Here is a 15,159-nt window from a genome sequence, read left to right as displayed (position 1 = left end):
CCACCCCTTGTGGATGCGCCGAGGAGCGGAGGGCCAGACGGATCAGGGCAAAAACTTGTTTGAGCCGCAGGCGAGTTGTTTTTGACCCCGTCTGGACCGAGCACCGCAGGTTGCCCCGGAGCGAAGCGCAGGGGACGCAGCAACCAGGGTCGCCTTTCTTTTGGGTACTTTTCTTTGGCGAAGCAAAGAAAAGTGCCTCGCCCGCCGGGGCGAGACCCGGCCAACGCCCTCAGCAAAGAGAACAGAGGGGAAGCGCGCAAGCCGGAGCAAGACCCGGCCTTCAATCCCCAATCGTGAAATAAAACGTAGCCCCGGCGCCAGGCGCACTCTCAGCCCAAACCCTCCCCTGATGCATCTCCACGACCTGCCTGACCGTCGCCAACCCAATCCCCGTCCCCTCGAACTGCGAGGTGGAATCCAGCCGCTCGAACACCTGGAACAACTTCCCGGCCTTGGCCATGTCGAAGCCCGGGCCGTTGTCGCGCACAAAAAACACCGGCTTGCCGTCGGCGCCGGGCTGGCTGCCGACTTCTATGCGCGCCGCGGGCGTCTTCGCGCTGAACTTCCAGGCGTTGCCGATCAGGTTGCTGAGCACCGAGGTCATCAGGCGGCTGTCGGCCTGCGCCACCATGCCTTCTTCCTGCACGGCCACTTCAACTTCGCGCTGGGGGTCGGCCTGCGCGTGCTGCTTGAGCAGCTGGGTTGCGATGTTGCCGAGGTTGACGGCTTCGCGGTTGAGGCTGCCGCGTGAGATCGTCGCCAATGACAGCAGCCCGTCGACCAGCAGCGCCATCTGCGCGACGCCGCTGCGTATGCGCGCCACCAGCGCGAGCGAAGGCTCGTCGGCCTGCAGCGTTTTGCGCCTTTGCAGCAGGCCGCTGAAGCCGTCTATCGTCGACAGCGGCCCGCGCAGGTCGTGCGAGACCGAATACGAAAACGACGCCAGCCGGCGGTTGGCTTCCTTCAGGTCGCGGGTGCGCGCTTCGATGCGCTGCTCCAGGCCCAGGTTCAGGCTTTCGATCTGCACCGTGTATTTGCGCTGGTGCAGGAACACCGCCGACAGCGCCGTCGCCAGCAGCAGCAGCAGCGCGGTGCTTCCCAGCGCGATGCGGGTGTAGCCCCTGGCGCGTTCGCCGGCGCCGGCGAGCGCCTCCCGCTCCGAGGTGCCGACCATCACCATCATGCCCAGCGAGGGAATCACCTGGAAGCTGACCACGCGCGAGACGCCGTCGAGCTGGCTCGTGGTCACCAGGCTGCCGCTGGGCGTGGCGGTCCGCTCCGCAAGAATCTTGCGGACGACGGGATAGTTGGAGACGTCGCCGCCGAAACTCACCTGGGCGCCCAGGCGCCGCGCGCGCACCTGCCCGTCAAAGCCGATGAAGGACACCAGCCCCTCGCTGCCCATGTCGACCTTCTGGTAGAGCTCGGTGAAGATGGTCGCGTCCAGGCCGACCGACACCACGCCGCCAAAGCTGCCGTCGGGCTTTGTCAGGCGCCGGCTGGCATGGACGGTGCGGCGCCCGGTGTGCCAGCTGTCCAGCGCGGTGCCCACCACCAGCTCGTCGGCGGTGCTGGCCTTCTGGGCCTTGTAATAGTCGCGGTCCGCGGCGTTGAAGGGCAGGGGCGTCGCGGGCCCGACCACCACCTTGCCCTCCTCGTTGATGATGCGGCGGTAGACCAGCGCCCTCACCGACAGGTTCATGGGCGTGGGCAGCTCGTCGAGCTGCAGCGCGCGCCCTTTTTCGTACCAGGCCCTGCGCGTATCCAGCAGGATGCCGTCCACGTCCTGCAGGGTCGCGATGGCCTGCTCGGCGAAGATCACCGCCAGATTGGCGTTGTGCCGCATCTGGGACTGGATGGCCTCCCGCCTCTCGTGCCGGATCTGCATGTAAAAAAACACCCACACCAGGGCCGACAGCAGCAGGCACACCGACACGATGGACACGACGCTCAGGGGCAGCCGTTTAAGCATGGTTCAGGCCTTTGCGCATCTGGCGATGGTACCCAGCGCGGCAGCGGCCGCACATGCGCGCAAACCCGCGAAAGCCGGGCTGGTGCGGGCGCCGGGCACGCACTGTTCCGGTGCCTTGCGCCCCGGTCCATTTGGGTCTCACATCAAGGCCCCGCGTTAAACTTGCCCCATGACCTGGAAAGCGACACTCGCACTCGACTACACGCACCAGGCCGGCAAGACGCTTGCCCACTTCCGCCACAGCGGCCCCTTGCGCATCCTGCAAAGCCTGTACCCCGAAGGCGACGCCATCTGCCACAACGTCATCGTGCACCCGCCCGGCGGCCTGGTCGGCGGCGACACACTCGAGCTGGCCTTCAGCGCCGCGCCCGGCACGCACGGCCTCATCACCACGCCCGGCGCCACCCGCTTTTACCGCTCCGCCGGCGAGCCCGCATTGCAGGACACCCGCCTCACGCTGGCCGCCGGCGCGCGCATGGAATGGCTGCCGCTGGAAGCCATCTGCTACAGCGGCTGCCTCGCCGAAAACCGCCTCACGATGACGCTGGCGCCCGGCGCCGAACTGATGGGCTGGGACGTCACCGCGCTGGGCCTGCCCGCCGCCGGCCAGCCGTTTGACAGCGGCAGCTTCCGCCAGCACATCGAAGTGCCCGGCGTCTGGCTGGAACGCGCCCGCCTCGACGCCGCCGACAGCCTGCTGCTGGACGGCCCGCTGGGCATGGCCGGCCGGCGCTGCATCGCCTCGCTGTTCTTCGTCACCGGCAGCAAGCTTGAACGAAACCGCCGCCAGCGCGCGCTCGACTGCGCGCGCGACGTGTTGCAAGCCCATGCGCTGAGCCCCAGCGCCGGCGCCACCAGCCCCGACGCGCAGGTGGTGGTCGTGCGCGTGCTCTCGCCCGTGGTCGAGCCCGCCATGGCCCTGCTCAGGCAGGTCTGGCAGGCCTGGCGCAAGGAGCTGTGGCAGCTGGCGCCGTCCACGCCGCGGCTCTGGTCGACCTGAAGCGGCCCCACCGGCATGAACACCAGGGACCAGGCCACGCAGGCAGACAACCGGATTGGCTTGCCTGTCTTTGGCATCAGCCTGATTGCCCTGCCCCCAGGGCACATCAGAGATCGGCTCTCCGAAATTCAGGACCTCATTGAGGCGTCGAGTCCCGAAGAGGGCCTGTACAGGTGCCCTGCGGCCACACTTCACCTCAGTGTTTTCCACTTCGTCTGGGCGCGCAGCCCGCATGCGGCCAGGGGGCCCGCGGAATGGGACAAGTGCAAGGCGAGGGTGCTTGAATCCATAGCGGCCGTCACGTCGTCCGCGCCGCCGTTCGCGCCGGGCCGGGGGGCGGTCCACGCGGGTGATGCCGCCATCTACCTGAAGTTCGACGCATCGCCTGCGCTGGAGCGCTTGCGGGATTCCCTGGGCGGCATCGCCACGCCCCTTCTTTCCTGCGCCAGCAGGCCCGCCATCCAGCACATCTCCCTGTTTCGTTATCGGCGCAGCGTGGCGATGCGCGCCGTTGACGCGGCATGTGCTGGACTTGCACCGTTCTCTGGTGATTGGGAAGTTGGCGCACTGCAGCTGGTTCAGGAGAATGTGTACCCGGCCATAGACCTCCGCTTGATCGGTGAGTTCTTTCTGGGCCCGAACCCCAATCCCCGTGGTCGGGAAGCCTGAGTACCCTCTGAACCTGCCACGTCGGCGCATGCCTACAGGGGCGTCAGCCCCCTCCGGCAAATGAAGGGTGCCGCCTATGTGTAGGATGGAACACCCACGTTTCAGGAGACACCCCCATGGCCCCCAAGAACACGATTTGCCTGTGGTACGAACGCGATGCGCTGGCCGCCGCCGACTTCTACGCCAAAACATTCCCCGACAGCAAGGTCGGCAACACCATGCGCGCGCCCGGCAACTACCCCGACGGCAAGCAGGGCGACATCCTGACCGTCGAGTTCACCGTCGCCGGCATTCCCTGCGTCGGGCTCAACGGCGGCCCGCACTTCAAGCAGAGCGAAGCCTTCTCCTTCCAGATCGCCACCGACGACCAGGCCGAAACCGACCGCCTGTGGAATGCCATCGTCAACAACGGCGGCCAGGAAAGCGAGTGCGGCTGGTGCAAGGACAAGTGGGGCGTGTCATGGCAGATCACCCCGCGCGTCCTCACCGATGCGGTGTCCGGCCCCGACCGCGCGGCCGCCAAGCGCGCGTTCGACGCGATGATGACCATGAAAAAAATCGACGTCGCCGCGATAGAAGCCGCCGTCCGGGGCTGACGCGCCGCCCGCGCGTCCTGCCCGCTCTGTATGTGAATCCAGTGTTTTGGCCGCCTTGAGCGGCCTTTGGGCGGCGGGCTGTCAGACATGAGAGACCCGTCCTACAGGCGAATGGGCATAGGGCACGGGCGGCCCGGAGCTTTTCCTTTCAAGGCCGGGCCGGCAGGCGGCACAGACTCCACTCATCGACATCCGTCGAGTCCGAACCAGGAGTTTGACCATGAATGCATCCCAGAATTTCCGTTTTGCCAAAAGCGCCGCAGCCTTCGGTATCGCCGCCCTGCTCTCGCTCGGCGCCACCGCCCAGATTGCTTCCGGCACCACCGGCATTGACGCCACCGGCAGCGCCCGCAGCGAAATGAACGCCTGCCTGACCGGCCGCACGCAACAGGACCGTGAAACCTGCATGACCGAAGTCCGCAATGCCAACGCCGCCAAACGCGCCGGCCAGGTCGACAACGCCGGCGGCCAGTTCGGCGCCAACGCGCTCAAACGCTGCGACGTCTTCCAGGGCGAAGACCTCATCGCCTGCCAGGCCCGCATCGTCGGCTACGGCAAGACCGACGGCAGCGTTGCCGGCGGCGGCGCGATGCGCCAGGTGGAAACCGTGGTCGTGCCTGCCGGCGCCACCAACGTCCGTATCCAGCCGCAGACTTCCTCCGACAACATTGTGGTGATCCCCGCACCGCAATAACAGTTGCCACTCGCTCCGCCGGGGTTTGATGAAAACACCGGATGAAGCAGAAGCAAAGGTGGGCCGCTTGCGGCCCACTTCTTCGTGTGGGGCCGCAATGCCGTTGGGGATAGGGTTTTTAGGCCGGGTCTTGCTCCGGCGCGGCGCTGTCCTCTGAGCGTTGCTGGCCGGGGGTAGCCCGGCAGCTACTCACTTTTCTTTGCTTCGCCAAAGAAAAGTAAGCAAAAGAAAGGCGACCCTGGCTCCTGCGTCCCTCCGCTGCGCTACGGGCAACCTGCGGTGCTCGGTTCAGGCGGGGTCTCGCTAAACTCGCTTCGCTCAGACAACGCGATCCCTGATCCGCCTGAACCTGCGCTCCTCGGCGCATCCACAAGGGGCAATCGGGATCGGGGGCAAATACCAACAAGGACACGCCGTGGCGTGTCCTTGTTGTTTTCTGTCTTCGGGGTTTTGTCTTCGGCTGTTGGCTGTTCGGTATTCCTGTCCCCACCCCTTGTGGATGCGCCGAGGAGCGGAGGTCCAGACGGATAAGGGCAAAAACTTGTTTGAGCCGCAGGCGAGTTGTTTTTGACCCCGGCTGGACCGAGCACCGCAGGTTGCCCCGTAGCGCAGCGAAGGGGACGCAGCAACCAGGGTCGCCTTTTCTTTGCTTACGTTCTTTTGGCGAAGCAAAAGAAAGTAAGTCGCCCGCCGGGGCGAGACCCGGCCAGCCGCCCTCAGCAGAGATAACAGAAGGAGAAGCGCGCAAGCTGGAGCAAGACCCAGCCCCTAGATCGCTACCATCTGCCGAACGCCGTTCACTTCCATGTCCTTGCCGAGACCCCGGCCAATAAACTCCCCCCGTTCCATCACGAGGTAGTCATCGGCCAGCTCCTGCGCGAAGTCGTAGTACTGCTCCACCAGCAGGATGGCCATGTCGCCCCGGTCGGCCAGCATGCGGATCACGCGGCCTATGTCCTTGATGATGCTGGGCTGAATGCCTTCGGTCGGTTCGTCCAGGATCAGCAGCTTGGGCTTGGCGGCGAGTGCGCGGGCAATGGCGAGTTGCTGTTGCTGCCCGCCTGAGAGGTCACCGCCGCGGCGGTTCAGCATCTGCTTGAGCACCGGGAACAGTTCATACAGTTCGGCCGGGATGGGCGTAGACGCACTCTTGTACGCCAGGCCCATGCGCAGGTTTTCCTCCACCGTCAGGCGTGCAAAGATTTCGCGGCCCTGGGGGACGAAGCCTATGCCGGCCCTCGCACGTTCATACGGCGTGCTGGCCTGAATCGGCTTTCCGTCGAATTCGATGGTGCCGGTCTTGATGGGGACCAGGCCCATCAGGGATTTGAGTAAGGTCGTTTTGCCTACGCCGTTGCGGCCGAGCAGGACTGTGACCTTGCCGAGGTGGGCGGTCAGGCTCACATCCCGCAGGATGTGGGAGCCGCCGTAGTATTGATTGATGTTTTTTACTGTGAGCATGGGCTTGCCTCTCTGTTCTCTTCTGAAGATAGAGGCCGGGGATTGCCCGGCAGCAACTCACTTTTCTTTTGCTTCGCCAAAAGAAAAGTAAGCAAAAGAAAAGGCGACCCTGGTTGCTGCGTCCCTCCGCTTCGCTGCGGGCAACCTGCGGTGCTCGGTCCAGCCGGGGTCTGGCTAAACTCGCTGCGCTGCGCTTCGCTCAGACAACGCCAGCCCTGATCCGTCTGGACCTCCGCTCCTCGGCGCATCCACAAGGGGTGGAGAGAAATACCGAATACCGAAAACCACAAGGACACGCCATGGCGTGTCCTTGTTTGTATTTGTCTTTTTATTATTTGGTATTCGGTTCCCGATCCCGATTGCCCCGTCCTGGCTGGGCCGAGGAGCGCAGAGACAAGCGGATCAGGGCCGGCGTTGTCTGAGCGAAGCGAGTTTAGCCGGACCCCGCTTGGCTCGAGCACCGCAGGTTGCCCCGAAGCGAAGCGTAGGGGACCCAGACTGCGGGTCGCCTTTCTTTTGCTTACTTTTGGTGTTTGCGTAACTTCGCTACGCGAAGTGAGCAAACCCCGCGCGCGTAGCGCGCCTTTGGCGAACAAAGAAAACCCGCTTTGCGGGTTTCGGTAAAAGTGAGTTGCCGCCGGGCAACCCCGGCCAGCAGCTCTCAGCAAGGGAAGCACACCGCCGAAGCAAGACCCGGCTTCGACAGGCTCAGCCCGAACGGGGATCGGTCTATCGCCCAAGATAGACCTCGATAACCCGTTCATCCGCCTGCACCTGGTCAAGAGTCCCTTGCGCCAACACCGAGCCGTCGCAGAGGACGGTAACAATCTCCGAAATCGTCTTGATAAAACTCATGTCATGCTCCACCACCATCAAGGAGTGCTTCCCCTTGAGCGTGAGGAACAACTCAGCCGTCCGCGCCGTTTCCTCATCGGTCATGCCCGCCACCGGCTCGTCTAACAACAACAGCTTCGGGTCCTGCATCAGCAGCATGCCGATTTCCAGCCACTGCTTTTGCCCGTGGCTCAGGTTGCCGGCCAGGCGCCCCACGCTGTCGGCCAGGTGAATCGTCACCAGGATCTCGGCCAGGCGGTCGCTTTGGGCGGAGTCGAGCCTGAAGAACATCGAGTGCTTGACGCCCTTGTTGGTCTTCAGGGCCAGCTCCAGGTTTTCAAAGACGGTGAGCTGCTCGAAGACCGTGGGCTTCTGGAACTTGCGGCCTATGCCCAGCTGGGCGATTTCGGCTTCCTTGTGGCGCAGCAAGTCAATCGTGCTGCCGAAGAACACCGTGCCTTCATCGGGCCGGGTCTTGCCGGTGATGATGTCCATCATGGTCGTCTTGCCGGCGCCGTTGGGGCCTATGATGCAGCGCAACTCGCCGGGCGCGATGTCCAGGCTCAGCTTGTTGATGGCCTTGAAGCCGTCAAAGCTCACGCTCACGTCTTCGAGATAGAGGATGCGGCCGTGGGTGACGTCGACCTCGCCGCTCGCGTGTGCGACACGGCTGCCGCTGGCGCTGCGGCCGCCGGATTCGGTGTTGTTCTTGCCGGCCTGCAGCGCGGCCAGGCGCTCTTCCACGCGGCGCGCGCCCTGCTCCAGAAGATCGGGGGTCATTTCGCACCGCCTTTGCGCAACTTCCTGACCAGGCCCACCACGCCATCGGGCAGGAACAGCGTGACGCCTATGAACAGCAGGCCCAGGAAGTACAGCCAGAACTCGGGATAGGCCACCGTCAGCCAGCTCTTGGCGCCGTTGACGATAAAGGCGCCCACTATGGGACCAATCAGGCTCGCACGGCCGCCGACGGCCGCCCAGATGGCGATTTCGATGGAATTGGCCGGGCTCATCTCGCCGGGGTTGATGATGCCGACCTGCGGCACATACAGTGCGCCGGCCACGCCGCACATCACGGCCGAGATCACCCAGATCGTGAGCTTGTAGCCCAGCGGGCTGTAGCCCGAGAACATCACCCGCGTTTCGGCATCGCGTATGGCCTGCAGCACGCGGCCGAACTTGCTGCCCACCAGCCATTTGGCGAACAGGAAGAAACCCAGCAGCGTCAAACCCGTCAGCACAAACAGCGTCATGCGCATGGACGGCGTGGCCAGCGGGATGTTCAGGATGCGCTTGAAATCGGTGAAACCGTTGTTGCCGCCGAAGCCCGTCTCGTTGCGGAAGAACAGCAGCATGGCCGCGAAGGTCATGGCCTGGGTGATGATGGAGAAATACACGCCCTTGATGCGCGAGCGGAAGGCAAAGAAGCCGAAGACAAAGGCCACGATGCCGGGCACCAGCACGATGAGGAGCAGCGTCGCCACAAAGCTGTCGCTGAAAGTCCAGTGCCAGGGCAGCGTCTTCCAGTCGAGGAAGACCATGAAGTCCGGCAAGTCGCTTTTGTAGTTGCCGTCGCGGCCTATCTGGCGCATCAAATACATGCCCATGGTGTAGCCGCCCAGCGCAAAGAACACGCCGTGCCCCAGCGAGAGGATGCCGGTGTAGCCCCAGATCAAATCCATGGCCAGCGCGCAGATGGCGTAGCACATGATCTTGCCCAGCAGCGCCACGGCGTAGGTGCTCATGTGGAACACGCTGCCCTCGGGCACCCAGAGATTCAGCACGGGCGCCACGGCGCAGACGGCGATCAGCGCCATCATGAAGGCGCTCCAGCCGCCGCGCGTCAGCAGCGGGCCTTTGGCGGGAAGTTGCACGCGGGAGGCGGCGGTGTTGGCGGTGGCCATGGGGGTCGTCATTTTTATGCCATCCTCACAGCCGTTCGGGCTGAGCTTGTCGAAGCCGGGGCCAGCACTTCGACAAGCTCAGTGCGAACGGGGGTGGACGGCTCAATGCGAACGGATGTATTTCGCGTACTCATGTTCATGCCTCAGCCGAGCGGCCCTTCATCGCGAAGATGCCCTGCGGCCGCTTCTGGATGAAGATGATGATGAAGACCAGCACGGCGATCTTGGCCAGCACGGCGCCCGTCCAGCCTTCGAGGAATTTGTTCAGGATGCCCAGGCCCATGGCGGCATACACCGTGCCGGCCAGCTGGCCCACGCCGCCCAGCACCACCACCATGAAGGAATCAACGATGTAGCCCTGGCCCAGGTCGGGCCCGACGTTGCCCACCTGGCTCAGCGCGCAGCCGGCCAGGCCCGCGATGCCGGAGCCCAGCGCGAAGGCATAGGTGTCCACCCGCGCCGTGTTCACGCCCATGCAGGAGGCAATCGGCCGGTTCTGCGTGACGCCGCGCACAAACAGGCCCAGGCGCGTGCGGCTGATCAGCCAGGCCACGCCCAGCAGCACCGCCACCGCAAACACAATGATCACCAGCCGGTTGTAGGGCAGCGAGAGGTTGCCCAGCACCTGCACGCCGCCGCTCATCCACACCGGGTTTTCGACACCGACGTTTTGCGCGCCGAAGATGGAACGCACCAGCTGCTGCAGCATCAGGCTGATGCCCCAGGTGGCCAGCAGGGTCTCCAGCGGCCGGCCGTAGAGGAAGCGGATCACGCTGCGCTCCAGCGCCGCGCCCATCAGCGCCGAAGCCATAAAGGCCACAGGCACCGCAGCCAGCAGGTACCAGTCAAACAGTCCCGGCAAATACTTCTGGAACAGGCCCTGCACCACATAGGTGGCGTAGGCGCCTATCATCATCAGCTCGCCGTGCGCCATGTTGATGACGCCCATCAGCCCGTAGGTAATCGCCAGGCCCAGCGCCACCAGCAGCAAGATGCTGCCCAGGCTGATGCCGCTGAAAATCGCGCCCAGCCGGTTGCCCCATTCCAGCGAAGCCTCCACCTTGGCCAGCGCCGCCTGCAGCGCCACCTTCACGTCGGCATCGGCCTCGGTGCCCAGGCGTTCTATCAGCACGGTCTTGGTGTTCGGGTTTTTGCTGGCGGCCAGCTGCGAGGCGGCGTCCAGCCGCTTGGCCTTGTCGGCGCTGCCCAGCATGATGGCCGCGCGCATCAGCTCCAGCTGGTTCTTCAGCTCGGGCACCGTCTCGGCCGCATAGGCTTTTTCAATCAGCGGCAGGCGCGCCTCGTCGTTGTCACCGCCCAGGGTCTTGATCGCGTCGCGCCGCAGCTTCTCGTCCTTGGAGAACAGCTTCAAAGCCGCCAGCGCGTTGTCGATCTCGCTGCGCATCAGGTTGGGGTTGATCACGTCTTCCGCATCGGCCGGCAGCGGCGTCTCGGCGCCCGTGACCGGGTCAAAAGCCTTGTCGTCTTTGACGACATAGACCTTGTCGCCCTTGGTCTTCACCGCGTCGTCGCTCAGCGCCTGGATAAACGCCGCCGTCTTGTCATCCGCCACCGCCGCCGCCTTGGCCAGCGCATCCACCCGCGCCTCGGTTTCGCCAATGGCCATGGCCTTGACTTCATCGGCGGTCAAGGCATGGGCGTGGGCTGCTAGAAGAAGCGTGAGGGAGAAAGAGAAAAAGTGGCGTAGCAGCATGTGGAAAGAACCTGTAGGTTGGGCGCGGCACACAACTTCAATCGTGTGGCGCCCAGACTGCAACTTCCTTGTGGGGCGCCGGTTCTTTCTGCATGAGCAAGAACCGGGCCCAAGACACCCAAAGGTGTCAAGATTGGAAGAAGCGTAGCGAGCGGGTCAAGGTGGGTTCTGCGGCGCGGAACCGTACACCAGTACGGTGAGCACCGCAGGGCCCAGATTGGCCCGCGCAGTAGCTTCTTACTTCTTGACAGGCTCGTCTGGCTTCTTGTCGTTGCCTTCAATGTATGGGGACCATGGCTTGGCCTTCACAGGACCAGGCGTCTTCCACACCACATTGAACTGCCCGTCAGCCTTGATCTCGCCGATAAACACCGACTTGTGCAGGTGATGGTTTTTCTCATCCATCTTCGAGATGATGCCCGAGGGTGCGTTGAAGGTCTGGCCGGCCATCGCGGCGATCACCTTGTCGGTATCGGTGGACTTGGCCTTCTCGACGGCCTGCTTCCACATGTTGATGCCGATGTAGGTCGCTTCCATCGGGTCGTTGGTCAAAGGCTTGTCGGAGCCCGGGAGCTTCTTGGCCTTGGCATAGGCAGACCACTTCTTGATGAACTCGGTGTTGGCGGGGCTCTTGATGGACTGGAAGTAGTTCCAGGCAGCCAGGTGGCCGACCAGGGGCTTGGTGTCCACGCCGCGCAGCTCTTCTTCACCGACCGAGAAGGCCACCACGGGCACGTCTTTGGCCTTGAGGCCGGCATTGCCCAGCTCCTTGTAGAAGGGCACGTTGGAGTCGCCGTTGATGGTCGACACCACGGCCGTCTTGCCGCCTTGCGAGAACTTCTTCACGTCAGCCACGATGGTCTGGTAATCGCTGTGGCCGAAGGGGGTGTATTTCTCGTCGATGTCCGTGTCCTTCACACCCTTGCTTTTGAGGTAAGCGCGCAGGATCTTGTTGGTCGTGCGGGGGTAGACGTAATCGGTGCCCAGCAGCACCCAGCGCTTGGCGCCGCCGCCGGCCTTGCTCATCAAATAGTCGACCGCAGGAATGGCCTGCTGGTTGGGCGCCGCGCCCGTATAGAACACGTTCTTGGACAGCTCTTCACCCTCGTACTGCACGGGGTAGAACAGCAGGCCGTTCATTTCTTCCACGACGGGCAGCACCGACTTGCGCGACACCGACGTCCAGCAGCCGAAAATCACGGCAACCTTGTCCTGGCCCAGCAGCTGCTTGGTCTTTTCAGCAAACAGCGGCCAGTTGGAGGCCGGGTCCACCACCACGGGCTCGAGCTTCTTGCCCATCACGCCGCCCTTGGCATTGATCTCCTCGATCGCCATCAGCACGGTATCTTTGAGCGTGGTTTCAGAAATCGCCATCGTGCCCGACAGGCTGTGCAGGATGCCGACCTTGATCGTGTCCTGGGCAAAGGCGGGGAAGGCGCCCAGGCCGGCCAGCGCGACCGCCGCGGTCATCGCCTTCAGTGTGAATCGACGTTGTGCTTGTTGTGTCATGGTGAATCCTCTCCGGTAGGTATAGGAACTAACGAACTGCGTAAATCAATCGCGTTTCGCTGCGCGAAAGCCGGAAAACATGGCTTTGGTGCAGCGATGGGTTGATTCTGGGGACCGGAGGGGGATTGGGGAATACGCCGGGTGGCGTATGTGGGGTGGGCGCTATGCTGTGGGCTTCGGCCCCGGAGCCGACATTTTTCACCTCTTTTTTACCGGAATTCCTGAGCGCCACCTGGCCCGCCACCCACTACCATTCAAGCAGCCATGCTCTTCCGCTTTTATCTACTGCCATGCCTGGTACTTGCGTTCAGCTGCTGCGGCGCGCGGGCGGCTGACGTCGTGGCGGAAGCTGAGATAGACATTTTCATCGCGGACACCTACCTCGCCAAAGCAGCGGATACCTGCGCGCAGAAGCTGCCGGAACTTCGGCAAGCACTGCAGGCGGTCCGACAGGAATTTCACCAACGCCTGCGGCCCGAGATCGAACGCGGAAGAGAAACTGGCCGGGCGCTTGCCGCATCGCGTGGAAAAGACATCGACGAAATGGCAAACCGGATCGCGGACCAGAATATGGCGAGCGTCACCCTGCAACCAGCGGAGAGCCCCGGGGTCCGGAAGTTCTGCGAAAGTGTTCTCGAAGCAAAAAGCGTGGCACGGTGGTCCATCGATGACTTTCTCCGACAGAGCTTCGAGTCGCTCAAGATGGAAGTCGGAAATCGCCAAGGCCTGCCTTGCGACATGATCGCCATGTGGTTCGAGGGGCTCGCCCGTCGTTTTCTCGAACTCCGGGGCTCAGCTCCCGATACGGCGGAACTTGCAGGCTCGCTTCTGCGTTTGAACCTTGGCGATTTGAAGAGGAAGGCCTCCAACTGCCTGGCAGTTCAAGCGCGAGCCGCGGAATACCGGGTTACCCCCGACAAGGAACTGGGGACGATCGCAGAACTGCTCGGCTCGATGGAGGCTGTACTTGCGCCAGCCTGGGATAGCCGTGCGAAAACGATGGAGAGTACGACCACCGTGGGTAAAAAAGTTGACGAATTCCTGGCCAGGCGCGCGCAAAAGTAAAACGGCCGGCATTTTTCACCGTGGCTTGTTCAGACGCTTCACCACACAATACCGCCAGTTCTCCGGACCACCCGATGACCGCCTATTTCGACAGGCTCACCCACCCAGCAGGCGCGCCGAATGCCTTCTCAAAATTGTTCGATGAGATGCCGGGCGTTGACCATGTCCGGGACTGGCTTCAAAAAGATCCGCAACAAATCTGGGGCGAGCATCCGAGAGGTGGTGGCCAGTTTGATTCCATGCTCAGCGGCCTGGCCCGCTGCAAATACGCCGGCGAACTGAAAGAGGATATGGAAGCGCTTTATCACTCCTGGTATCGCAGCGAATAAGCGCCGGGTTTTGTTGAACTGAAGAAAGAGAACTTCGATATGAATGTGCTGGCTTCGCGTTTTTCCATCCTTGCCCTGGCCGCCATCGTCCTCACAGCCTGCCAGACAACCCAGCCAGGCCCAGCCGCAGGCAAGACGGAACCCGTGATTGTTTCCTCCTTGCGCTCACAAGGAAAAGGAGTTCCCAACGGCCGCTCAGACTCGGCAGCGCCCTACCTCCGGATCAGCAAGCTGCCGATCGCCACCGACCCAGGCTACGGCTACTCCGCCGCAAAACCCATCAAGACAGGCCCGAGAGACGCCCGGCTTCACCTTCTGTACCTCAACTCATTGCGGGGCCCGAAAGGCGAGCCCGTGAGCTATGAACGCCGGGGCGCCTGCTGCGAATACGAAGACAAGTCGCTGCCAACGGGTGGCGGGCTGCTGGATGTTTACGACGTGCAGGTTGACGGCGGCAGCGCGACCATCACGATTTACGTGGATATGTACCGCATGGGGCCGCCGCAGTTGCCGGTGGGGTTTACGGCTCGGTAGTGATGGTGCTTTGATGGGAACGGGTGCAGGTTTTCCCGTGACCTGCTCTCTTGTCGACCACGCGCGCCCATGTGTATTGCGTTTCGCTGCGCGAAAGCCGGAGAACATGGCTTTGGTGCAGCGATGAGCCGATTCTGGGGACCGGGAGGGGATTGGGGAATACGCCGGGTGGCGTATGTGGGGGTGTAGGTTAAGGCAAACCGGGGAACCGCATAACATCCTTGGACGCCATGATTCAGCAGGCTCTAAGTTGCATGCGCCCCTTCCTAATCATCCGTCACATTTAGCAAACCCCAGTTACCGCCGCATGAAAAATGACCACTAAATAGGAGATGCCATGAGTGACAAGATCCCGACGCATAGCGCCAGCCCCGCTGCGACCCCAAATGCACTAGAAGCCGTTTTGCAACAGGTACTCCACGAGATTCAATGCAGAGCTTTCCCGGGCGGGCTTAGCCACTCCGACATTCTTTTGAATGCTGAGGCGATGGATACGAACTGGGGGAGAAATTTACTGCTCTCGTATTGCATGCGTTTTATACAAATCATGACAGAGGACGAGCGATTTAATAGACATGGCTGGCTCATGCTGTCCAACGGAATGGGAGCATGTTGAATTGCGCTGAAGTCTGACCCGAGTTTTCCATCGAATCTTGACCCACACTCTTTGTGAGCAGAAGGTGCTCACGATGTGGATAAGTTCTTGGTTTTCTCCTTTTGGGGTTGAGTTGTGTGGATCTGCCTCAAAGTGCGCCGCTGTTTCCGCGATTTTGTTGCCTCGATTACCAGCCAGGTGGCTAGCTTCTCGGCATAGGGATCGAGCTTGCTTGAGCTGACCCGCCGCGGGTACTTGGGCTCGCTCTCCTCCGATCGCAGGT

General features: G+C 62.8%; 15 protein-coding genes. 8 read left to right on the top strand and 7 right to left on the bottom strand.

Translation table 11 applies throughout. The features are described from left to right. Nucleotides 1-280: 280 nt before the first annotated feature. Nucleotides 281-1,972, bottom strand: coding sequence for a sensor histidine kinase (locus ACLV74_RS24500; protein ID WP_411882033.1), 1,692 nt, complete (start codon nucleotides 1,970-1,972; stop codon nucleotides 281-283). Between the two features lie 169 nt (nucleotides 1,973-2,141). On the opposite strand from ACLV74_RS24500, the gene ACLV74_RS24495 reads away from it, so the two are divergent. From ACLV74_RS24495 to ACLV74_RS24480, 4 genes are all read left to right on the top strand, one after another. Next, complete coding sequence (locus ACLV74_RS24495) at nucleotides 2,142-2,972, top strand: urease accessory protein UreD (protein WP_411882032.1); 831 nt, start codon at nucleotides 2,142-2,144, stop codon at nucleotides 2,970-2,972. 15 nt (nucleotides 2,973-2,987) lie between these two features. Beyond that, the gene (locus ACLV74_RS24490; protein WP_411882031.1) at nucleotides 2,988-3,641 is read left to right on the top strand and encodes a hypothetical protein; all 654 of its coding nucleotides are present in this window, start codon (nucleotides 2,988-2,990) and stop codon (nucleotides 3,639-3,641) included. A gap of 116 nt (nucleotides 3,642-3,757) precedes the next feature. After that, nucleotides 3,758-4,237 carry a VOC family protein gene (locus ACLV74_RS24485; protein ID WP_411882030.1) on the top strand — a complete coding sequence of 160 codons (480 nt, stop codon included), beginning with the start codon at nucleotides 3,758-3,760 and terminating at the stop codon, nucleotides 4,235-4,237. Between the two features lie 220 nt (nucleotides 4,238-4,457). After that, nucleotides 4,458-4,931, top strand: coding sequence for a hypothetical protein (locus tag ACLV74_RS24480; protein ID WP_411882029.1), 474 nt, complete (start codon nucleotides 4,458-4,460; stop codon nucleotides 4,929-4,931). A 768-nt stretch (nucleotides 4,932-5,699) separates the two neighbouring features. Here ACLV74_RS24480 and urtE read toward each other — a convergent pair. The 5 genes from urtE to urtA form a co-directional block, all read right to left on the bottom strand. Beyond that, on the bottom strand, nucleotides 5,700-6,392 hold the full coding sequence (gene urtE, locus ACLV74_RS24475) for an urea ABC transporter ATP-binding subunit UrtE (RefSeq protein WP_411882028.1): 693 nt from the start codon (nucleotides 6,390-6,392) through the stop codon (nucleotides 5,700-5,702). Between the two features lie 729 nt (nucleotides 6,393-7,121). Further along, nucleotides 7,122-8,006, bottom strand: coding sequence for an urea ABC transporter ATP-binding protein UrtD (gene urtD, locus ACLV74_RS24470; protein WP_411882027.1), 885 nt, complete (start codon nucleotides 8,004-8,006; stop codon nucleotides 7,122-7,124). Then, on the bottom strand, nucleotides 8,003-9,142 hold the full coding sequence (gene urtC, locus ACLV74_RS24465) for an urea ABC transporter permease subunit UrtC (protein ID WP_411882026.1): 1,140 nt from the start codon (nucleotides 9,140-9,142) through the stop codon (nucleotides 8,003-8,005). Before urtC ends, urtD begins: the two co-directional genes overlap by 4 nt. 124 nt (nucleotides 9,143-9,266) lie before the next feature. Beyond that, nucleotides 9,267-10,844, bottom strand: coding sequence for an urea ABC transporter permease subunit UrtB (gene urtB, locus ACLV74_RS24460; RefSeq protein ID WP_411882025.1), 1,578 nt, complete (start codon nucleotides 10,842-10,844; stop codon nucleotides 9,267-9,269). Between the two features lie 237 nt (nucleotides 10,845-11,081). Further along, complete coding sequence (urtA, locus tag ACLV74_RS24455; protein ID WP_411882024.1) at nucleotides 11,082-12,353, bottom strand: urea ABC transporter substrate-binding protein; 1,272 nt, start codon at nucleotides 12,351-12,353, stop codon at nucleotides 11,082-11,084. Between the two features lie 264 nt (nucleotides 12,354-12,617). Here urtA and ACLV74_RS24450 point away from each other — a divergent pair, with 264 nt between their 5' ends. The 4 genes from ACLV74_RS24450 to ACLV74_RS24435 all read left to right on the top strand — a co-directional run bounded on the left by ACLV74_RS24450 (nucleotide 12,618) and on the right by ACLV74_RS24435 (nucleotide 14,897). Then, complete coding sequence (locus ACLV74_RS24450) at nucleotides 12,618-13,418, top strand: hypothetical protein (RefSeq protein WP_411882023.1); 801 nt, start codon at nucleotides 12,618-12,620, stop codon at nucleotides 13,416-13,418. A gap of 74 nt (nucleotides 13,419-13,492) precedes the next feature. Further along, nucleotides 13,493-13,747 (top strand): hypothetical protein, encoded by a 255-nt coding sequence (locus ACLV74_RS24445; protein WP_411882022.1) that lies wholly within the window; start codon nucleotides 13,493-13,495, stop codon nucleotides 13,745-13,747. A 39-nt stretch (nucleotides 13,748-13,786) separates the two neighbouring features. Then, entirely contained in the window at nucleotides 13,787-14,281 is a 495-nt protein-coding gene (locus tag ACLV74_RS24440) for a hypothetical protein (RefSeq protein WP_411882021.1), read from the top strand. 337 nt (nucleotides 14,282-14,618) lie between these two features. Next, nucleotides 14,619-14,897: a hypothetical protein gene (locus ACLV74_RS24435; protein ID WP_411882020.1), complete on the top strand. Its 279-nt coding sequence runs from the start codon at nucleotides 14,619-14,621 to the stop codon at nucleotides 14,895-14,897. 68 nt (nucleotides 14,898-14,965) lie between these two features. On the opposite strand, the gene ACLV74_RS24430 is transcribed toward ACLV74_RS24435, so the two are convergent. Beyond that, on the bottom strand, nucleotides 14,966-15,159 hold a 194-nt coding region (locus ACLV74_RS24430; RefSeq protein WP_411882034.1), incomplete at its 5' end, for a hypothetical protein.

Source organism: Polaromonas sp. YR568 (genome assembly GCF_943369415.1).
Classification (GTDB): Bacteria; Pseudomonadota; Gammaproteobacteria; order Burkholderiales; family Burkholderiaceae_C; genus Polaromonas.
This window is presented reverse-complemented; position numbering and strand designations above follow the sequence as displayed.

Coding starts and splice junctions, on each gene's coding strand:
- ACLV74_RS24500 (WP_411882033.1), bottom strand. CDS start 1,972: ATGCTTAAACGGCTGCCCCTGAGCGTCGTGTCCATCGTGTCGGTGTGC.
- ACLV74_RS24495 (WP_411882032.1), top strand. CDS start 2,142: ATGACCTGGAAAGCGACACTCGCACTCGACTACACGCACCAGGCCGGC.
- ACLV74_RS24490 (WP_411882031.1), top strand. CDS start 2,988: ATGAACACCAGGGACCAGGCCACGCAGGCAGACAACCGGATTGGCTTG.
- ACLV74_RS24485 (WP_411882030.1), top strand. CDS start 3,758: ATGGCCCCCAAGAACACGATTTGCCTGTGGTACGAACGCGATGCGCTG.
- ACLV74_RS24480 (WP_411882029.1), top strand. CDS start 4,458: ATGAATGCATCCCAGAATTTCCGTTTTGCCAAAAGCGCCGCAGCCTTC.
- urtE (WP_411882028.1), bottom strand. CDS start 6,392: ATGCTCACAGTAAAAAACATCAATCAATACTACGGCGGCTCCCACATC.
- urtD (WP_411882027.1), bottom strand. CDS start 8,006: ATGACCCCCGATCTTCTGGAGCAGGGCGCGCGCCGCGTGGAAGAGCGC.
- urtC (WP_411882026.1), bottom strand. CDS start 9,142: ATGACGACCCCCATGGCCACCGCCAACACCGCCGCCTCCCGCGTGCAA.
- urtB (WP_411882025.1), bottom strand. CDS start 10,844: ATGCTGCTACGCCACTTTTTCTCTTTCTCCCTCACGCTTCTTCTAGCA.
- urtA (WP_411882024.1), bottom strand. CDS start 12,353: ATGACACAACAAGCACAACGTCGATTCACACTGAAGGCGATGACCGCG.
- ACLV74_RS24450 (WP_411882023.1), top strand. CDS start 12,618: ATGCTCTTCCGCTTTTATCTACTGCCATGCCTGGTACTTGCGTTCAGC.
- ACLV74_RS24445 (WP_411882022.1), top strand. CDS start 13,493: ATGACCGCCTATTTCGACAGGCTCACCCACCCAGCAGGCGCGCCGAAT.
- ACLV74_RS24440 (WP_411882021.1), top strand. CDS start 13,787: ATGAATGTGCTGGCTTCGCGTTTTTCCATCCTTGCCCTGGCCGCCATC.
- ACLV74_RS24435 (WP_411882020.1), top strand. CDS start 14,619: ATGAGTGACAAGATCCCGACGCATAGCGCCAGCCCCGCTGCGACCCCA.